Source organism: uncultured Sphingomonas sp., assembly GCF_964235535.1.
In the GTDB taxonomy this organism is placed as follows: Bacteria; Pseudomonadota; Alphaproteobacteria; order Sphingomonadales; family Sphingomonadaceae; genus Sphingomonas.
In genome coordinates, this window is sequence record NZ_CAXSBH010000011.1 from 26373 (window position 1) to 44260 (window position 17888).

General features: G+C 65.8%; 18 protein-coding genes. 9 read left to right on the forward strand and 9 right to left on the reverse strand.

What is annotated here, in order from left to right; translation table 11 throughout:
* Positions 1-15: 15 nt before the first annotated feature.
* Positions 16-645, reverse strand: a complete 630-nt coding sequence (locus ACFE7F_RS05525; RefSeq protein ID WP_375402846.1) for a carbonic anhydrase — start codon at positions 643-645, stop codon at positions 16-18.
* Between the two features lie 85 nt (positions 646-730).
* Here ACFE7F_RS05525 and lipA point away from each other — a divergent pair, with 85 nt between their 5' ends.
* Together lipA and ACFE7F_RS05535 are read left to right on the forward strand one after the other, a co-directional pair.
* Positions 731-1669: a lipoyl synthase gene (lipA, locus tag ACFE7F_RS05530; RefSeq protein WP_375402847.1), complete on the forward strand. Its 939-nt coding sequence runs from the start codon at positions 731-733 to the stop codon at positions 1667-1669.
* Positions 1669-2145, forward strand: a complete 477-nt coding sequence (locus ACFE7F_RS05535) for a type II toxin-antitoxin system RatA family toxin (RefSeq protein WP_375402848.1) — start codon at positions 1669-1671, stop codon at positions 2143-2145. Before lipA ends, ACFE7F_RS05535 begins: the two co-directional genes overlap by 1 nt.
* Here ACFE7F_RS05535 and ACFE7F_RS05540 read toward each other — a convergent pair.
* The 3 genes from ACFE7F_RS05540 to ACFE7F_RS05550 are packed head-to-tail and all read right to left on the reverse strand — an operon-like array spanning position 2088 to position 4284.
* The gene (locus ACFE7F_RS05540) at positions 2088-2609 is read right to left on the reverse strand and encodes a CinA family protein (protein ID WP_375402888.1); all 522 of its coding nucleotides are present in this window, start codon (positions 2607-2609) and stop codon (positions 2088-2090) included. The genes ACFE7F_RS05535 and ACFE7F_RS05540 overlap by 58 nt on opposite strands.
* On the reverse strand, positions 2609-3133 hold the full coding sequence (locus ACFE7F_RS05545; RefSeq protein ID WP_375402849.1) for a hypothetical protein: 525 nt from the start codon (positions 3131-3133) through the stop codon (positions 2609-2611). The genes ACFE7F_RS05540 and ACFE7F_RS05545 overlap by 1 nt, the downstream gene beginning before the upstream one ends.
* Positions 3130-4284: a bifunctional 2-C-methyl-D-erythritol 4-phosphate cytidylyltransferase/2-C-methyl-D-erythritol 2,4-cyclodiphosphate synthase gene (locus tag ACFE7F_RS05550; protein ID WP_375402850.1), complete on the reverse strand. Its 1155-nt coding sequence runs from the start codon at positions 4282-4284 to the stop codon at positions 3130-3132. The genes ACFE7F_RS05545 and ACFE7F_RS05550 overlap by 4 nt, the downstream gene beginning before the upstream one ends.
* Before the next feature lie 78 nt (positions 4285-4362).
* On the opposite strand from ACFE7F_RS05550, the gene dusB reads away from it, so the two are divergent.
* The 7 genes from dusB (at position 4363) to hflX (ending at position 13453) form a co-directional block, all read left to right on the forward strand.
* On the forward strand, positions 4363-5361 hold the full coding sequence (dusB, locus tag ACFE7F_RS05555; protein ID WP_375402851.1) for a tRNA dihydrouridine synthase DusB: 999 nt from the start codon (positions 4363-4365) through the stop codon (positions 5359-5361).
* Positions 5330-6391, forward strand: a complete 1062-nt coding sequence (locus tag ACFE7F_RS05560) for a nitrogen regulation protein NR(II) (RefSeq protein WP_375402852.1) — start codon at positions 5330-5332, stop codon at positions 6389-6391. The genes dusB and ACFE7F_RS05560 overlap by 32 nt, the downstream gene beginning before the upstream one ends.
* On the forward strand, positions 6388-7815 hold the full coding sequence (gene ntrC / locus ACFE7F_RS05565; RefSeq protein ID WP_375402853.1) for a nitrogen regulation protein NR(I): 1428 nt from the start codon (positions 6388-6390) through the stop codon (positions 7813-7815). Before ACFE7F_RS05560 ends, ntrC begins: the two co-directional genes overlap by 4 nt.
* Positions 7816-7869: 54 nt before the next feature.
* Positions 7870-10089: an ATP-binding protein gene (locus tag ACFE7F_RS05570; RefSeq protein ID WP_375402854.1), complete on the forward strand. Its 2220-nt coding sequence runs from the start codon at positions 7870-7872 to the stop codon at positions 10087-10089.
* A gap of 5 nt (positions 10090-10094) precedes the next feature.
* Positions 10095-11471, forward strand: coding sequence for a sigma-54-dependent transcriptional regulator (locus ACFE7F_RS05575; protein ID WP_375402855.1), 1377 nt, complete (start codon positions 10095-10097; stop codon positions 11469-11471).
* 195 nt (positions 11472-11666) lie between these two features.
* The gene (gene hfq, locus ACFE7F_RS05580) at positions 11667-12164 is read left to right on the forward strand and encodes an RNA chaperone Hfq (RefSeq protein WP_375402856.1); all 498 of its coding nucleotides are present in this window, start codon (positions 11667-11669) and stop codon (positions 12162-12164) included.
* On the forward strand, positions 12161-13453 hold the full coding sequence (hflX, locus tag ACFE7F_RS05585; RefSeq protein WP_375402857.1) for a GTPase HflX: 1293 nt from the start codon (positions 12161-12163) through the stop codon (positions 13451-13453). The genes hfq and hflX overlap by 4 nt, the downstream gene beginning before the upstream one ends.
* Here hflX and mazG read toward each other — a convergent pair.
* Genes mazG through metG form a run of 5 tightly spaced genes read right to left on the reverse strand, consistent with a single transcriptional unit; the run spans position 13434 to position 17877 of the window.
* Positions 13434-14165, reverse strand: coding sequence for a nucleoside triphosphate pyrophosphohydrolase (mazG, locus tag ACFE7F_RS05590; RefSeq protein ID WP_375402889.1), 732 nt, complete (start codon positions 14163-14165; stop codon positions 13434-13436). The genes hflX and mazG overlap by 20 nt on opposite strands.
* Before the next feature lie 40 nt (positions 14166-14205).
* Positions 14206-14793, reverse strand: a complete 588-nt coding sequence (locus tag ACFE7F_RS05595; protein ID WP_375402858.1) for a TIGR02281 family clan AA aspartic protease — start codon at positions 14791-14793, stop codon at positions 14206-14208.
* On the reverse strand, positions 14790-15554 hold the full coding sequence (locus ACFE7F_RS05600) for an MBL fold metallo-hydrolase (RefSeq protein ID WP_375402859.1): 765 nt from the start codon (positions 15552-15554) through the stop codon (positions 14790-14792). Before ACFE7F_RS05600 ends, ACFE7F_RS05595 begins: the two co-directional genes overlap by 4 nt.
* Positions 15551-16327, reverse strand: a complete 777-nt coding sequence (locus ACFE7F_RS05605) for a TatD family hydrolase (protein ID WP_375402860.1) — start codon at positions 16325-16327, stop codon at positions 15551-15553. Before ACFE7F_RS05605 ends, ACFE7F_RS05600 begins: the two co-directional genes overlap by 4 nt.
* On the reverse strand, positions 16327-17877 hold the full coding sequence (metG, locus tag ACFE7F_RS05610; protein WP_375402861.1) for a methionine--tRNA ligase: 1551 nt from the start codon (positions 17875-17877) through the stop codon (positions 16327-16329). The genes ACFE7F_RS05605 and metG overlap by 1 nt, the downstream gene beginning before the upstream one ends.
* Positions 17878-17888: the final 11 nt, after the last annotated feature.

Below are 17888 nucleotides of genomic sequence, written 5' to 3' on the forward strand. Positions count from 1 at the left end.
CGCGCCTTTTCCGGTTCAGGCAGGCTGGAACTCGCCTTGGTCGTCCATCACGTGCATGCGCGCTTCGCCGATCCCGAACCAGGCGCCGTGCAGCTTAAGCGTGCCCGCCTCGACCCGTTCTCGAATGAATGGAAAAGTCATTAGGTTGCCCAGCGACTCGCGCACGCCCTCGAGTTCCAGTTCGTGCGCGGCATCCGGCCCGTCGCCGAACTTGGCCACGACGCGCTCGCGCGCCGGATCGAGCGTCTTCACCCACTCGCCGACGAACCCGCCTTCGCCCGGTTTGGCGTTCGCGAAAGCCTGAGACAAACACGCGCCCACGCCGCCGCACGCCGCATGGCCCATGACGACGACCTCGGTTACGCCAAGCTTGGTTACCGCGAACTCGAGAGCGGAAGCCACGCTTCTGGACCCGTCGGCCTCCGAATAGCGCGGTACGATGTTTGCGACGTTCCGCACGACGAACAACTCGCCGGGATAAGTGTCCAGGAGCTGCTCGGGTGCTACGCGGCTGTCGACGCAGGATACGATCATCACCTTTGGTTCCTGCCCACCCGCCAGCTTGCTCCAGCGCGCGCGCTCTCCCTCGTGTTGGTGCTCGTGGAAGCGATGATGCCCCTCGATCATATCGGAAAACGCGGTCATGTTTCCTCCTGCATTGCTTGTCAGGGCCCCCTAGCGCCCCGCCCGCGAGTTGTGGAGTGGCCATGCCTTCGCTATCTCATGAGCCATGAACGATATGATCCCGCTCGCCCGCCCTCCGCGTGAGCGCAAGCCCGATTGGATCAGGGTCAAGGCCCCAACCAGCGTCGGTTTCGGCGAGACCAAGGCGCTGATGCGCCGCCTCGGCCTCGCCACCGTGTGCGAGGAGGCGGCCTGCCCCAATATCGGCGAATGCTGGACCAAGAAGCATGCCACCGTGATGATCCTGGGCGACACCTGCACCCGCGCTTGCGCCTTTTGCAACGTCAAGACGGGGATGCCGCGCGCGGTCGACCCGCTCGAGCCGATGCACACCGCCACCGCCGCCGCCGAGCTAGGGCTGGAGCACATCGTCGTCACCTCCGTCGACCGCGACGACCTCCCCGACGGCGGCGCGTCGCAGTTCGTGAAGGTCATCGAGGCGCTACGCCGCACCACGCCCTCGACCACGATCGAGATCCTGACTCCCGACTTCCGCAACAAGGCGCAGGCGGCGGTCGAATCGATCGTGGAGGCCGGCCCCGACGTCTACAATCACAATCTGGAGACCGTCCCGCGCCTTTATCCGACGATCCGTCCCGGCGCGCGCTACTATGCCTCGCTTCGCCTGTTGGAGAGCGTGAAGCGCCACGATCCGTCGATTTTCACCAAGTCGGGCGTCATGACCGGCCTTGGCGAGGAGCGGATGGAGGTTCATCAGGTGATGGACGACATGCGCTCCGCCGATATCGATTTTTTGACTATGGGCCAATATCTCCAGCCCACACCGCACCACGCCAAGGTCATGGAGTTCACCGCCCCCAAGGCGTTCGACGCCTACGCCGCGATCGCGCGCGCCAAGGGCTTTCTCCTCGTCGCCGCCTCGCCGCTTACTCGATCCAGCTATCATGCGGGCGCAGATTTCGCGAAGCTGAAGGCGGTGCGCGCAACTAAGCTGGGCGGGGTCATACGTACGGCTGTAACCTGATGCCCTCTCACCAAGAAACCCGCATCCTTTCATACACTACCGAACAGATGTTCGACCTCGTCGCGGACGTCCGCGACTACCCGAACTTTCTCCCCTGGGTGATCGCGCTCCGCGTTCGCCGGGACGACGCGGCCGAAACGCTCGCCGACATGATCGTCGGCTTCAAGGGCCTCCGCGAGACTTTCACCTCCCGCGTGAAAAAACACCGCCCCGACCACATCCACGTCGATTATGTTGACGGCCCGCTCCGGCACCTGCGCAACGAATGGTGCTTCCGCCCCGACCCTGCTGGCTGCGCGGTCGACTTCTCCGTCGATTTCGCTTTTAAAAACCGCATTTTCGAGCGGTTGGCGGGCACCGTTTTTGAAGGCGCGCTCCGACGCATGATTGGCGCGTTCGAGGCCCGCGCCGCCGAGCGTTATGGGACTTCGGAACCTACCGGCAACAGCAGCTCGAGCGCGCAGAGCGCCGCCTGAAGCCTGATCCCGCCGCGCCCCCGGTCACCGAAGTCACGGCGGATCGCATGCACGTCCGCCGGATCGCCGTCCTTCTCCGCGCGCGCGAATACGACCGTCCCGACCGGCTTCTTCGCCGATCCGCCGCCCGGCCCCGCGACCCCCGTCACAGCCACCGCCACATCCGCGCCGGTATGCTTGAGCGCGCCCTGCGCCATCGCCCAAGCGACTGCGATCGACACCGCGCCGAACGTTTCGATCAGATCGCTCCGGACCCCCAGCGTCGCCGTCTTCGCCTCGTTCGAATAGGTGACGTACCCCGCCTCGATCACGTCCGAACAGCCCGCGATCTCCGTCAACGCCGCCGCCACGAGCCCGCCGGTACAGCTTTCCGCCACCGCCACGCGCCGCCCGGCCGCGCGGTTCAGTTCGACCACGCGCCGCGCCGCCTCGACCAGTTCGGCGGGCAAGACCGTATCCGCGATCACCGCGCGGCCTCCGGGCATAGCGGCAGGTCGGGCACGTCCACCCGCTGTCCCTTGGCTCGCTGCGCCTTCAGATACGACAGCGACGTCACCACTAAGCTTGCGACGTTGCGCGGCGGCAACGGCTCCAGCTGCGTCACTAGCTGGTCGATTGTTCCACAATCCTCTGGCGCGATACGTCCGACGAGTTGGGGCACGATCAACGACACGATTACCGGCCGCGCGAAGTCCGATCCGAGCAGCATGTCCGCTATCCCGAGCGACAGCTTGCCCAATGCCGCCCGCGCCCCCGGCCATGCGCCGTCGGCGGCCGCGTCGTACTTGGCCAGGAACGGCCCGGCTTCGCGCCGCACCAAGCTCCCCGTTGGCAGTCGCCCCGCGCAGACCCGCCCCGTCTCGCGGATGATCTGCGGCATGGCGACGAGCGCGAACGCCTCCGCCTCCGCCTCCGTCACGCATGCCCGCTGCGCCCGAACAGGGGAGGTGAACATGGCCAAGGCCGCCAGCGCCGCCGTCGTCCTCACGCGGGCACCCGGACGGTCGCCACAGCCTGGGCCGCGATGCCCTCGCCGCGACCGGTAAAGCCTAGCCGCTCGGTCGTCGTCGCCTTTACGCTCACTTGGCCGGCGGGCAGCTCCAGCAGCTCGGCGATCCGCGCCGTCACCGCCGCGCGGTGCGGGCCGATCTTAGGCGCTTCGCAGATGATCGTCACGTCTACGAATTCGATCTCGCCGCCCCGCGCGCGGATCAACCCGGCCGCATGCCGCAGGAACTGACCGGACTCCGCACCTCGCCATTGTGGGTCGCTTGGCGGGAAATGCGTGCCGATGTCGCCCGCGGCGATCGTGCCCAGCAGCGCGTCCGTCAGCGCATGAAGCGCGACATCCGCGTCGCTATGCCCCGACAAGCCTCGGCTGTGCGGGATCAGCATGCCGCCCAGCCAGAGGTCCTCGCCATCCTCCAGCCGATGGACGTCGAACCCCGTCGCCGTCCGCGTCCGCCAAACCGGGCCCGCGCGCGCCTCCGCCAAGACGAGGTCGGCCGGGTAGGTCACCTTGTCGAGCACCGGATCACCCTGGACAAGCGTGACCGACCCGCCGACGTGCCGGACCATCTGCGCATCATCGGTCGCCTCCTCGTTCTCAGGCCATGCTGCATGCGCCGCGATGATCGCCTCCAGCTGGAATCCCTGCGGCGTCTGCACGCGCCACAGCCCCGTGCGCGGTACCACATCACCCAACAATCCGTCGCTCCGCGCCAGTGTGTCAACGACAGGCAGGGCGGGGATGGCGCCCTGATGTTTCCCGAGCGCCCCGGCTACCGCCGCGATCACGCCCGCCGGCACGAAGGGCCGCGCGGCGTCGTGGATCAGCACGCGCGTAGCACGCCGCGCAGTTGCCGCCGCCAACCCGTGCGCCACCGACTCGCGCCGGCTCGCGCCGCCCATGACGATGGCGACCTCCGCCCCGACCGCCTCGCGCGCCGCCGCCTCCATGCCCGGCGCGACCACAAGCACGACCTCGTCGATCATGGGATGATCCGCGAACGCCCGGTACGCATGCGCGACCAGCGCGAGCCCGCCCACGCGCTGGAACTGCTTGGGGGTATCCCCACCCGCGCGCGACCCCTCGCCCGCCGCTACGATGATCGCGATCGTCCGTTCCGCTTCGCTCATCCGCGCCGCCTAGCCGACCGCTGCCACGCTTGCCAGCATGGCGGGCCGCGAGTATCCGCTGGCCCCCAGGTAATCACGATGCGCACGCTCCAACCCATCCAGATCGGCCCCGTCCGGATCACGTCGCCGGTCATCCTCGCCCCGATGACCGGCGTGACCGACCGGCCGTTCCGCACGCTCGTCCGACGCTACGGCTCGGGGTTGAACGTCACTGAGATGATCGCCAGCCAGGCGATGATCCGCGAAACTCGCCAGTCGCTGCAGAAGGCGGCGTGGGATCCGGTGGAAGAGCCCGTATCGATGCAGCTCTCCGGCTGCAGCCCCCACGAGATGGCCGAGGCCGCCAAGCTCAACGCCGACCGCGGGGCTGCGATCATCGACATAAACATGGGCTGCCCGGTCAAGAAGATCGTCAACGGCGACGCGGGCAGCGCGCTGATGCGCGACCTGAAGCTCGCGGCCGCCATCGTCGACGCGACCGTCAAGGCCGTGGACGTGCCCGTCACGCTCAAAATGCGGATGGGCTGGTGCCACGACAGCCTGAACGCTCCCGAACTCGCCCGCATCGCCGAAGACCTCGGCGTGCGGATGATCACCGTCCACGGCCGCACCCGCAACCAAATGTACAAGGGATCGGCCGATTGGGCCTTCGTGCGCCGGGTCAAGGACGCGGTTACGCTGCCCGTCATTGTCAACGGCGATATCTGCACGGTCGAGGACGCGGAGGCCGCGCTCGACCGATCGGGCGCGGACGGCGTGATGATCGGCCGCGGCGCGTACGGCCGCCCGTGGCTGCTCGGGCAGGTGATGGCCTGGTTCGCCACCGCACGGCGCATTCCCGACCCGTCGCTGGACGAACAATACCATGCGATCGTCGGGCATTACGATGCGATGCTCGGCCATTACGGCATTGAGACCGGGGTCAATATGGCTCGCAAGCATATCGGTTGGTACACGCGCGGGATCACCGGCTCGGCCGAGTTCCGCAACCGCGTGAATCAGGAGTCGGACCCGATGAAAGTACGGCTGACGCTTGCTGAGTTCTATGCTCCGTATCGCCATCGCGTCGCGGCCTGAGCCGATCGACCAGAAGTGGTCCGACTGGCCCGAGCTGTCCGGTTCGCTGCCGGTCGCGATCTTGCTTCTCGATCCGGATGGCAGGGTTGCACGTGCGAACGCCCGCGCGGAACAATTGCTGAACCTGTCTGAGCGGGCGGCGGCCGGTCGACCGCTTGCCAATCTTCTGCGCTCTCCGCTGATTGAAGCCGTCGCGTGCGGCGACGATCTCGCGGTTTACGATGCCCAGGTCGCGACCGATGGCGGCGTGCTTCGTCTCGACATCGCCGTCGCGTTGGTCGCGGACCACTCCGACAGGCGCGTGGTTACACTCCACGCCGCGGAACCGCGCCATACGTCTGACCGCGGGGAAGCGGGACGGGTCGCCGTCGGCGCCGCTGCGATGCTTGCGCACGAAATCAAGAACCCGCTGTCGGGCATCCGCGGCGCGGCGCAGCTGCTCGGCCCGGGCGAGCTGTCCACGTTAATCGTGACGGAGGTTGATCGCATCGCCGCCCTCATCGACCGCATGCAGCTGTTCACCGACACACGCCCGCTGCCGCTGTCGGCGGGAAGCATCTACCCCGTCCTCACCCACGCGCGGCGCGTTGCCCTGGCCGGCTTCTCACGTGGTATCAACATCGACGAAAGCTACGATCCGTCACTGCCCGCCGCGCTCATCAACGACGATGCGCTCGTTCAAGTCCTATTGAATCTTTTAAAGAACGCGGTCGAAGCGTCTGGTGATAAGCGAGAACCCCGAGTCTCGATCACCACGGCCTACCGTCATGGGACAACCCGCCGCATAGATCAGGATCGTCAGCTTCCGCTGCTTCCCATCGAGGTCTGCGTGCGCGACGACGGGCCCGGTCCGCCGTCCGACATAGCTGATCAGCTGTTCGATCCCTTCGTCTCCGGCCACCCCGACGGAACCGGCCTTGGGCTTGCGTTGGTGGACAAGCTCGTTCGCGACATGGGTGGGCTCGTTCGCCACACCCGTGAAGGCAATGAGACGGTGTTCCGCGTCCTCCTAGCCCGCGCGCCCGCATGAGCCGGGTGCTCGTCGTGGACGACGACACCGCCATCCGCACCGTTGTGGCGCAGGCGCTTCGCCGCGCCGGTCACGACGTGATCCTGGCCGCATCGCTGACGGAGGGCGACGCCGCGCTAGCCCGGCGAATGCCCGACGTGCTCGTCACCGACGTGCGGCTGCCCGACGGCGACGGCCTTGATCATCTCCGCACGATAGCCGAGCGTCATCCCGCGCTGCCCGTCATTGTCCTCTCCGCTCAGAACACCCTGTCGACTGCGGTCCGCGCCGCCGAACACGGAGCATACGAATACCTTCCCAAACCGTTCGACCTGAACGCGCTTGCCGCTGCCGTCGATGGCGCGCTCGGCCGCACCAACTCCACCTCCGCCATAGAGGTAAGCGACGAGGGCGGCCTGCCGCTGCTCGGCCGCTCACCCGCGATGCAGGCCGTCTATCGCGTGATCGCCCGCGTCATTTCGAACGATCTCACCATCCTCATTTCTGGCGAGTCCGGCACCGGCAAGGAGCTTGTGGCGCGTGCGGTCCATGATCTCGGACCTCGTCGGGCTGCACCCTTCGTCGCGATCAACATGGCTGCCATCCCCCGCGACCTGATCGAGGCCGAGCTGTTCGGGCATGAACGCGGGGCGTTCACCGGTGCGACCTCGCGCGGCGTGGGCCGTTTCGAACAGGCGGCGGGCGGCACTCTCTTTCTGGACGAGATCGGCGACATGCCGGTCGATGCGCAGACCCGCCTTTTGCGCGTCTTGCAATCGGGCGAGTTCACGCCGGTAGGCGGTGTACGAACGATCCACGCGGACGTGCGCATCGTCGCCGCCAGCAACCGCGACCTGATCGCGAGGGTCGCCGGCGGCCTGTTCCGCGAGGACCTGTTTTACCGGCTCAACGTGGTGCCGATCGCGTTGCCGCCGCTTCGCGACCGCGGCGATGATATCGCGTTGCTCGCCCGCCATTTCCTGGACGGGGCTGCGGCACAAGGCCTGTCACGCCGGCGGCTGGGCGACGATGCGCTGGCGGTTCTTCGCGCACATAGCTGGCCCGGCAATGTCCGCGAGCTTGAGAATTTGACGCGGCGTCTCGCCGTACTGGCTCGCGACGAGGTGATCGACGCGGATGCCGTCCGGGCAATGCTTGGCGAGGCTCCGGCGATGGCGGAAGAGGATACGGGCATCGCCGTAGCCGTCCGTACGCTGATCGACCGTATCGGGGTCGAGCGCCCCGGCGCCTTTGATGACGGGACGCTCCACTCCCGGGTGATCGCCGAAGTCGAGCGGCCGCTGATCGAGGCGATGCTCGAGCGCCACGCTGGAAACCAGCTTCGCACCGCCCGAAGCCTTGGGATCAACCGTAACACGCTGCGCAAACGCCTCGACGCACTAAGGATCGACTTGCCCCGTGTGGGCGGGTTGGATGCTGATTAACCTGCGACCAAATCGTGGCTTGCGGGCAACACGGGACGGTTTAGGGCGGAGGTGATGAACGTTGCGACGCCGCACACCGAAGCGGACGAACCGCCCGGCCGACTGAGCATCACGCCGGCGGTCGAAGGTGCGGTGTTGGCGACCGCCGTTCTGGTCGCCGTTGCTAGCTACAAGATTATCTCCGCTGCCGCCGTACCGGGGCGGCTACTGACGCCGTTGCTGATCGCCGCGCTGCTCGTCGCCAATCTCGTCCCGGGCGTGTTGCTGATGATGCTGTTCGGGCGACGTGTCGCCCGCCGGCGCGCTGCAGCGTCGCCGGTGGGCGGCACCGGGCGCCTTCATGTGCGGCTCGTGGCCCTGTTCTCAACGATGGCGGCGGTGCCGATGCTCCTGGTCACGATCGTCGCTTCGCTGTTGTTCCAATATGGCGTGCAGTTCTGGTATTCGGACAAGGCGAGCGGGATGCTCGAGAACGCCACCGGTCTTGCGCGCACGTCGTATCTCCAGCAGCTCGAACGCTGGCGGGAAGCGACGCTGACCATGGCTGACGACATGAGCTATCAGCTTCGCCGAGAGCCGATCGACGATCCCGAATTTCCCACCTTTTTCGTCCAACAGGTGTTCTACCGAAGTTTGTCGGAGGCGGCGTTGTTCACCATATCCCCGCGCGGCGAGATACGAACGCTGGCGCTGGTTAATCCGTATGAAATTCAACTCGCTAAACGGCTGACGCCTCGCGCGGTCGCTCGGTTGCGCGCGGGGGAGCGCAGCGTCGTAGCGGTCACGGGCGATCGCATTCAGACGGTCACAACTGTACCCGGCGCGGTTGAGTTGCTCCTCTACACCGCGCGCGTCGGTGATACGAAGCTCATGCTCGAACAAAATGCGCGCGCCGAGGCGGTCACCGCGGACTACCGCGCTTTGCTGGCGCGCGCGCGCAGTCTGCAACTTCAGTTCAACGCCGCGCTTCTGATGATTTCTCTCCTGATCGTAGGCATTGCAGTGTGGATAGCGCTCAAAGTCGCGGATCGACTCGTCGCGCCGGTGGGCGAACTCGTCGGGGCGGCTAGGCGAGTGGCTGGCGGGGACCTGACCGCGCGCGTGTCCGATCCGCGTAGCCGTGACGAGGTCGGCACGCTCGCACGCGTTTTCAATCAAATGACCGGTCAGCTGGAGCAGCAGAATGGCGCACTCGTTTCCGCAAACGCGCAATTGGAGAATCGCCGCGCGTTGATAGAAGCGGTGATGGCCGGCGTGTCGGCCGGGGTGATCGCGACTGCGCCCGGCCGCACGATCCAGATCGCCAACCGGTCCGCCGGCGCGTTACTCGGCGCAAACGAGCTCGTAGGACGGGAGCTCGTCCAGGTTTCGCCCGAGCTCGACGCATTGCTGGACGGAACGCAGCGTGAGGGAGTGGTGCAGATTGGTCACGGCCTTGACGCCCGCACTCTCGCCGTCCGTATCGCCCACGCGCCGGCCGGGCCGATCCTGACTTTCGACGACATCACGCAGCAACTCTCCGATCAACGCCGCGCGGCTTGGTCCGACGTGGCGCGCCGGATCGCGCACGAGATCAAGAACCCATTGACCCCGATCCAGCTCGCCGCCGAGCGGCTCCAACGTCGGTACGGCAGCAAGGTCGAGGAAGGCGACGCGACCTTCGTCCGTTTGACGGAAACGATCATTCGGCAGGTAGGCGACCTTCGCCGCATGGTCGACGAGTTCTCGTCCTTCGCGCGCATGCCTAAACCCGCTTTCCATAACGAGGCGATCGTCAACGTGGCGCGTCAAACGCTGTTCCTGCATGAGGTCGCACATCCCGCAGTCCGCTTTCGACTGGACTATGACGAGCCCGAGCCGCTGCTCGTTTGTGATCGACGTCAGATTGGCCAAGCTTTGACGAACATCGTTAAGAACGGGGTGGAAGCGATTGAGGCAGCAGGGAAGAGCGGCGGCACGATCGGATTGTCCATTCGACGATCCGACGATAATGTGGTGATCATGATTGAGGACAGTGGTGTGGGCCTGCCCGTGGAGCGCGAGCGGATCGTCGAGCCATACATGACGACGCGAGCGCGGGGCACCGGCCTGGGACTGGCGATCGTGAAGAAGATCGTCGAGGAACATCACGGCGTCATCGCCTTTTCCGACCGAGATGGCGGCGGCACCATAGTGACGATGCGTTTCGACGCGGTCGCACTGTCCGCATTGAATGATGATCTCGCGCCTATCGTGCATGACCGGCTCACCCATCCCTCGACCGATCGGACCTGACCGCCATGGCGCTCGATATCCTCATCGTCGACGATGAATTGGACATTCGCGAACTGGTTGCCGGCGTGCTGGAGGATGAAGGCTACCATCCACGCGTCGCGGCCGAGAGCGACGCCGCACTGGAGGCCATCGCCACGCGCCGCCCATCGCTGGTGCTGCTTGATGTTTGGCTACGCGGGTCGAAGCTGGATGGGCTCGAGTTGCTCGACGAGATCAAACGCCGCGATCCTTCCATCCCCGTGCTGGTCATCTCTGGGCATGGCAGCTTGGACACGGCGGTCGCGGCGGTCCGCAAAGGTGCCGCCGACTTCATCGAGAAGCCGTTCGAGGCCGAGCGGCTTCTGCTCCTCGTCGCTCGCGCCACCGAGACGGAGAGCCTGCGCCGCGAGGTAGCGTCGTTACGCCTTTCGGCCGGTCGCGAGAGCGACCTGACGGGGAGCTCGGGCGCGATCAACGGCGTCCGCGCAACGCTGAAGCGCGTGGCCGGCACCGGCAGTCGCGTGCTTATCATGGGTCCGGCTGGCGTGGGTAAGGAAGTAGCCGCACGCCTTCTTCATGGCTGGAGTCAAAGGGCCGATGCGCCCTTCGTCATTGTCAGCGCGGCCCGCATGGCGCCCGAACGGGTCGAGGAGGAGCTGTTCGGCGTCGAGGAAGGAGGCGACCTCGTCCGACCAGGCCATCTCGAACAGGCGCATGGAGGCACCTTGTTCCTCGACGAGATCGCCGACATGCCGGTCGCGACGCAGGCCCGGATCCTGCGCGTCCTGACCGACCAGAGCTTCTCGCGCGTCGGCGGCACGCGCATCGTCAAAGTCGACGTGCGCGTCGTGTCCGCGACGTCGCGCGACCTGACGGTCGAGATTGCCGAAGGGCGGTTCCGCGAAGACCTGTATTATCGCCTAAACGTAGTGCCGGTGATGATCCCACCGTTGGCCGAGCGTCGCGAAGATATCCCGTCGCTAATACAACACTTCATCGCATACTATGCGAGCGAACGTCGAGTGCCAACGCCGGAGGTCGCCGCCGATGCGGTCGTCGCGCTGCAAAGCTACGGTTGGCCCGGCAACGTGCGCCAGCTACGCAACATCGTCGAGCGCACGTTCATCATGGCACCCGGGGACCGGATCGGTCGCATCGATCTTGATCTGCTGCCCGCCGAAATACTGGGCGATCAAAGCGAGGCGGCTGGCCGGGGGACGAGCGCGGTTATGGGCGCACCCTTGCGCGAAGCGCGTGAGACCTTCGAGCGCGAATACCTTCGCGTCCAGATTCGCCGCTTCTCCGGCAACATTTCGCGCACGGCGAGCTTCATAGGGATGGAGCGGTCAGCGCTTCACCGCAAGCTGAAGCTGCTCGGCATCACCGACTCGAAGGAAGACTGAATGCAGGTTTGTAGGACCTCTCGCCAGGCAATCCGTTTCATACCGCGCGGCGGAGGGAACGACTTGCCTCGCCGAGTACTTGTGTCGGGCAATCGCTGATAACATGATCGCTAAGCTGGGCTGCTTCCGGCCATCCGACGCCGGGAAACGGCGCACCGGCGAGGCGTCGACCTCGCGCTGAAAAGGGCAAAGATCATGGCCGACAAGCAGAGTTCGCTCCAAGACCTGTTCCTCAACGCGCTTCGTCGTTCCAAGACGCCGGTAACGATGTTCCTGGTCAAGGGTGTCAAGCTACAGGGCATTGTCACCTGGTTCGACAACTTCTCCGTCCTGCTCCGTCGAGATGGGCAATCGCAATTGATCTATAAGCATGCGATCTCGACCGTGATGCCGGCGGGACCGATGGACCTCGCCGCGCTAACGGACAGTGTGGCCGAGGCCGCGCGCAAGCAGCCTTCGCTTCAGGAAGTGTTCCTCTCCGCAGTACGTCGATCGGAGGATAACGTGACCATGTTCCTCGTCAATGGCGTGATGCTGCAGGGCCGAATCGCTGCATTCGACCTATTCTGTATGCTGCTTCAGCGCGAGGGTTTGATCCAGCTGGTTTATAAGCATGCTGTCTCTACCATTCAGCCGGCTAATCCACTCGATCTGCAGGGTCAGGCCGCCGACGGGCAGGACGAGGCCGCTTGAGCCAGGGGTTCGAGCGGGACCGGGACGATTTTGCTCGCGGTGCGCGAGCGATCGTCGTGTTGCCCGATCACGGCGGGTCGAAGCGCGATCCCGAGGCGCGATTGGCCGAAACTGCGGGTCTCGCCGCCGCGATCGGGGTGGTAGTCGCCGACCTCGTCCATATTCGCGTTCGCGCGCCCAAGCCGGCGACTCTGATCGGCTCCGGTCAAACGGAGGAGCTTGCCATTCGCGTCCGCATGGAGGACGCGCAGCTCGTCGTTTTCGACGCGGCGTTGACGCCGGTCCAGCAGCGCAATCTGGAGACTGCGCTGGACGCGAAAGTCATCGACCGTACCGGCTTAATTCTCGAGATTTTCGGCGAACGCGCGGCCACGGCCGAAGGTCGCCTGCAAGTCGAGCTGGCGCATCTCGACTACCAGGGCGGCCGTCTTGTGCGCAGCTGGACCCACCTCGAGCGTCAGCGCGGCGGCTTCGGCTTCCTCGGTGGCCCCGGCGAGACACAGATCGAGGCGGACCGGCGCTTAATCCGCGATCGGATGGCGCGCCTGCGCCGCGAGCTCGATCAGGTCACGCGCACTCGTGGGCTGCACCGCGAGCGGAGGCAGCGTGCGCCGTGGCCGGTGATTGCGCTAGTCGGCTACACCAACGCCGGCAAATCGACGCTGTTCAACCGCCTGACCGGCGCCGACGTCATGGCGGAGAACCTGCTGTTCGCGACACTCGATCCAACGTTGCGCCAGATCGGCCTGCCCGGGATCGAGAAGGCGATCCTGTCGGATACGGTCGGCTTCGTCTCCGACCTGCCGACTCAGCTCGTTGCCGCGTTCAAGGCGACGCTGGAAGAGGTGGTGTCGGCCGACCTTCTCATCCACGTCCGCGACATCGCCCATCCCGACAGCGAGGCGCAGCGCTTGGATGTCGAGGCGGTGCTGACCGAGCTGGGGGTAGGGGAGAGCACCCCGCGTTTCGAGGCGTGGAACAAGTTCGATCTGGTAGCCGCTCACGGCCGCGACGACCTGCTGGATCAGGCGGAACGCCGCGACGATGTGGTCGCGATTTCCGCGCTGCGCGGCGATGGGATCGATGGGTTGCTGGATAAGGTCGCGGTCAAGCTCACCGCCAGCCATCGCCGCTACAGCATCATGGTCGAGGATGCGGATGGGGCGGGGCCGGCCTGGCTTTACGCGCATGGCGAGGTGCTGGAGCAGCGGGTGGAGGAGGGGCGTACGACCTACGACGTCCGACTATCCCCGACGGATTACGAGCGGTTCAACCAGCGCTCGTTTTGACTTGCGACCAGAGTTCCTCCTTTTGCTCAAGGGAGAGAGAGGGGAACTCGGTGCCAGCAATTGCCTCCATGCCCGCGAACCGGCGTTCGAACTTGGCGTTCGCGCGTCGAAGCGCGGTTTCGGGGTCGACGCCGAGATGTCGCGCCCAGTTCACGACGGAGAATAACAGATCGCCGACCTCTTCCTCGATCTCACCAGAAGGTGCCGCTTCGATCTCGGCCAGCTCCTCGTCGATCTTGGCGCGCGGCCCGTTCGCGTCGGGCCAATCGAAACCGACACGCGCGGCCCGTCGCTGAAGCTTCTCGGCGCGGGATAGCGCCGGTAGCCCGATCGTCACGCCCGCGAGCGCGCCTGCGTGCGTGTCGATGCGTTCACCGGCCTTGATTGTTTCCCAACCGGGCGAGGACTGCGCGTCGTCGAAGATGTGGGGATGCCGGCGCTCCATCTTGTCGGAGATCGCGTCGATGACGTCGGATATCGCGAACAGGCCGGCTTCCTCGGCGATGCGGGAGTGGAACACGACCTGGAGCAAAAGGTCGCCGAGTTCGTCACGGATGTTGGCGAAGGTGCCGCGATCTATCGCGTCGGCGACCTCATAGGCTTCCTCGATCGTGTAGGGCGCGATCGTCGTGAAGGTCTGGGCGCGGTCCCATTCGCAGCCGTGATCGGGGTCGCGGAGGCGGGCCATGATGGCGGTCAGGCGTTCGAGCATCGGCATGATCCATCAAGTCGATAATTTATATTATGTAAAACTAAGATGTGCTTTTGGGCGTCAGGATGAGCGTGCTTCCCTCGACCCGCCATGAGGCCAGTCGCGACAGGAAGTTCATGCCGATCACGTCCACATCGCCGAACGCCGACGAGACGACGACGCGCAGCTTCTCCGTCCGTACCGATCCTACCTGCACTTGGTCCGCCGTGCCGCGCCGAGCCGCGACGGTGCCGTTCGCGGTCCGCAGCAGGATCGGAACGCCTCCCGTACCCGTCTCGATACCGGCCTCCCGAGCGGTCTCTTCGGAGATCGCAGTCAATGTGGCACCGCTGTCGACGAGCATGCGCCGGCCGACACCGTTGACCGTAACCTTCGCCCAGAAATGCCCGTCCGGGCTCATGCGGATACGCGTCTCTTGGCCGACCACGTCCTGATCGTCGATCAGCTGGCCAAAGTCGGGCAGACGGTCGCGGTATTGAACGGCGGCCAGCCCGATGCCGAAGATCGCGATCCAGGCGACTAGCGACCGCAGCGTTTGGCGAAGAGTGGATCGCCGCGCGAAAAGCGCCGACAAGGGCAGCAGCAGCAGCAGTCCGTAGATGACGATGTCGACCGTGCGATCGGTCATGCCGTGACCACCAGGCCGTCGTAACCGGGCTCGACGCCTCGTGGCAGCTCACCGACGAGCGTCGCGTAGTCCATGCTGTGATCCATATGGATCAAGATAGTGCGCTTGGGTCCCAATTCTTCCACCCAGCCCAATACCGTCGATAGATTGGCGTGGCTCGGGTGCGGCTGCTTGCGCAGCGCATCGACAATCCAGACGTCCAGGCCCGTATAAAGCGCGCGAAGATCGTCGGTCATGTCGCTGATGTCGGTAGCGTAGCCGATCGCGAGCCCGCTCGCTTCAAACCGCAACCCGGTCGACATCGCCCATCCATGCGGCTGGTCGGCGACCGTCACGCTCAGGCCGGCGACTGTGAGCCGGTCGGGCAGCACATCGACCTCCGCCGTCGCCGGATAGCCGGTCTTGCCGTCAAAAACATAGGCGAACCTCGCTCGCAGCGAGTCGAGCGTCGGCCGCCTGGCGTAGCAGGTCACGGGTCGCCCGAGCGCGTGATAGACTTGCCGCAGGTCGTCGATCCCATGGCAGTGGTCGGCATGGTCATGCGTCCAGATTACCGCATCGATGTGGGCGACCTCGGCCGCCAGAAGCTGCTCGCGCATGTCTGGGCTCGTATCGACGAGTAGGCGCACGCCCTCATGTTCGACGAGTAACGAAGCGCGTGTACGCCGGTTGCGCGGCTCGGCCGGGTCACATGCGCCCCAATCGTTGCCGATGCGCGGCACTCCCGACGAAGTGCCCGATCCCAGAACGCGCGCCCTCACCCGGCTGTCTTGGCAAATAGTCCGTGGAAGTTGGCGGCGGTTCGTTCGCGTAAGCCCTCTTCGTCCTCACCCCTGAGCTTGGCGAGGAACGCGGCCGTATCGGCGACGAACGCCGGCTCTCCCGTCTTTCCTCGGTGCGGCACAGGCGCGAGGAACGGCGCGTCGGTCTCGATCAACAAGCGGTCCGATGGGATGCGGGCGGCGACCTCCTGCAGATCGCGGGCATTCTTGAAGGTCACGATGCCGGAGATGGAGATGGACAGCCCGAGTTCCAGGGCGATGTCGGCGAAGGCACTTGTGCCGGTAAAGCAATGGATCACGCCGCCGAACCATCCCTTCCCCATCTCGTCCCGCAAGATCGCCGCCGTGTCGTCCTCGGCGTCACGCGTATGGACGACGATCGGCAGCCCGGTTTCGCGCGCGGCGGCGATGTGCGCGCGAAAGCTCGTGCGCTGCCGCCCCCGGTCGGAACGGTCGTAATGGAAGTCGAGCCCCGTCTCGCCCAGGCCGACGACGCGCGGATGACGCGCCCGGTCGATCAGTTTGGCGGCGTCGACGTCCGGATGCCGGTCCGCCTCGTGCGGATGAACGCCGACGGTGGCCCAGACGTCCGGCTCGCGCTCGGCGGTGGCGATCACCGCATCCCACTCGGACTCGCGGGTCGCGATGTTGAGCATCGCCGTCACGCCCCGCGCGCGGGCGCGGGCGAGGACCGCCGGCTGATCGTCGACCAGGCCCTCATAGTTCAGATGGCAATGGCTGTCGGCGAGCATCAGGCCGCCTCCGCCGGCAGCTCGAGCCGCGGAAAGACCGGCGACGGCGCGGTAATCCGGAAGCCACTTGCGGCATGGCGTTCGTACCAGCCGTCATCATCGACATCGGCGTGATTGCGATCGACGGCTCCGATCTGGTCCAGCACCCTCCCCGCCCCCTCCGGCACGACGGGCAAGATCGCGATCGCGAGCATGCGGATCGCGCGAACCAGCGTGCGCAGGACGGCGTGCATCCGGTCGGGATCGGTCTTGCGCAGCGCCCAGGGCGCCTGCGCGTCGATATAAGCGTTGCAGGCGAACACGCCGCGCATCCAGGTCTCGATCCCTTGGCTGAGCATGAGGTCGCCGAACGCGGCCTGGAGGCCGGCGCAGGCGACGACGACCTCCTCGATCAGCGCTCCATCAGCCGCGTCCGCCCTGCCGACCTGCGGAAGTTCACCGTCCAAGTTCTTAGCGATGAATGACAAAGTGCGCTGCGCCAAGTTGCCGAAGCTGTTCGCCAGCTCGGCGTTGACGCGCGCGACGATCGCCTCGGCGGAGTAGCTGCCGTCCTGGCCGAAGCTGACGTCGCGCAACAGAAAATAGCGGAGCGCATCGACGCCGAAAGCGCGCGTGAGGTCGCCGGGATCGACGACGTTGCCAACCGACTTCGACATCTTCTCCCCCCGGTGAAGCACGAAGCCGTGACCGAAGACCGTCCTGGGCAGCGGCAGGCCCGCCGACATGAGGAATGCGGGCCAATAGACGGCGTGGAACCGCACGATGTCCTTGCCGATCAGATGCAGGTCCGCGGGCCAGTAACGCCAATCGCCATCCCGTTCGGGATAGCCCAGGCCGGAGATGTAGTTGGTCAGCGCGTCGACCCACACATACATGACGTGATCGGGCGAGCCCGGCACCTTTACGCCCCAATCGAAGCTGGTGCGGGAGACGGACAGATCGGACAGGCCGCCCTCGACGAAGCGCGCCACCTCGTTGCGGCGCGTGTCCGGCCGAATGAAGTCCGGATTGGCCGCATACAGATCCAGCAACAGCTGCTGGTAGGCCGACAGGCGAAAGAACCAGCTCTCCTCGACCGTCCACTCGACCGGCGTGCCTTGGGGAGAAAGCTTGGTCCCCTCGCCACCCGCGACCAGCTCCTTTTCGTCGTAATAGGCCTCGTCGCGGACCGAGTACCAACCCTCGTACCGATCGAGATACAGGTCGCCCTTGGCCTCCATCGCTTCCCAGAGTGCCTGGCTCGCGGCGTGATGTGCTGGCTCCGTCGTGCGAATGAAGCGATCGTACGAGATGTTCAGGTCGTCGCACATAGCCCTGAATAAACCGGACATCTCGTCGGCCAGATCGACAACCTCCCGGTCGGCCGCGCGGGCGGCCTGCACCATCTTCAGGCCGTGCTCGTCGGTTCCCGTCTGGAAGCGTACGTCCCGGCCCGCCTGCCGCTGAAACCGCGCGACCGCGTCCGCGGCTATGGCCTCGTAGGCATGTCCGATATGCGGGCGGCCGTTCGGATAGCTGATCGCGGTGGTGATATAGAAGGGGTCGCCCATGGCGGCGTCCC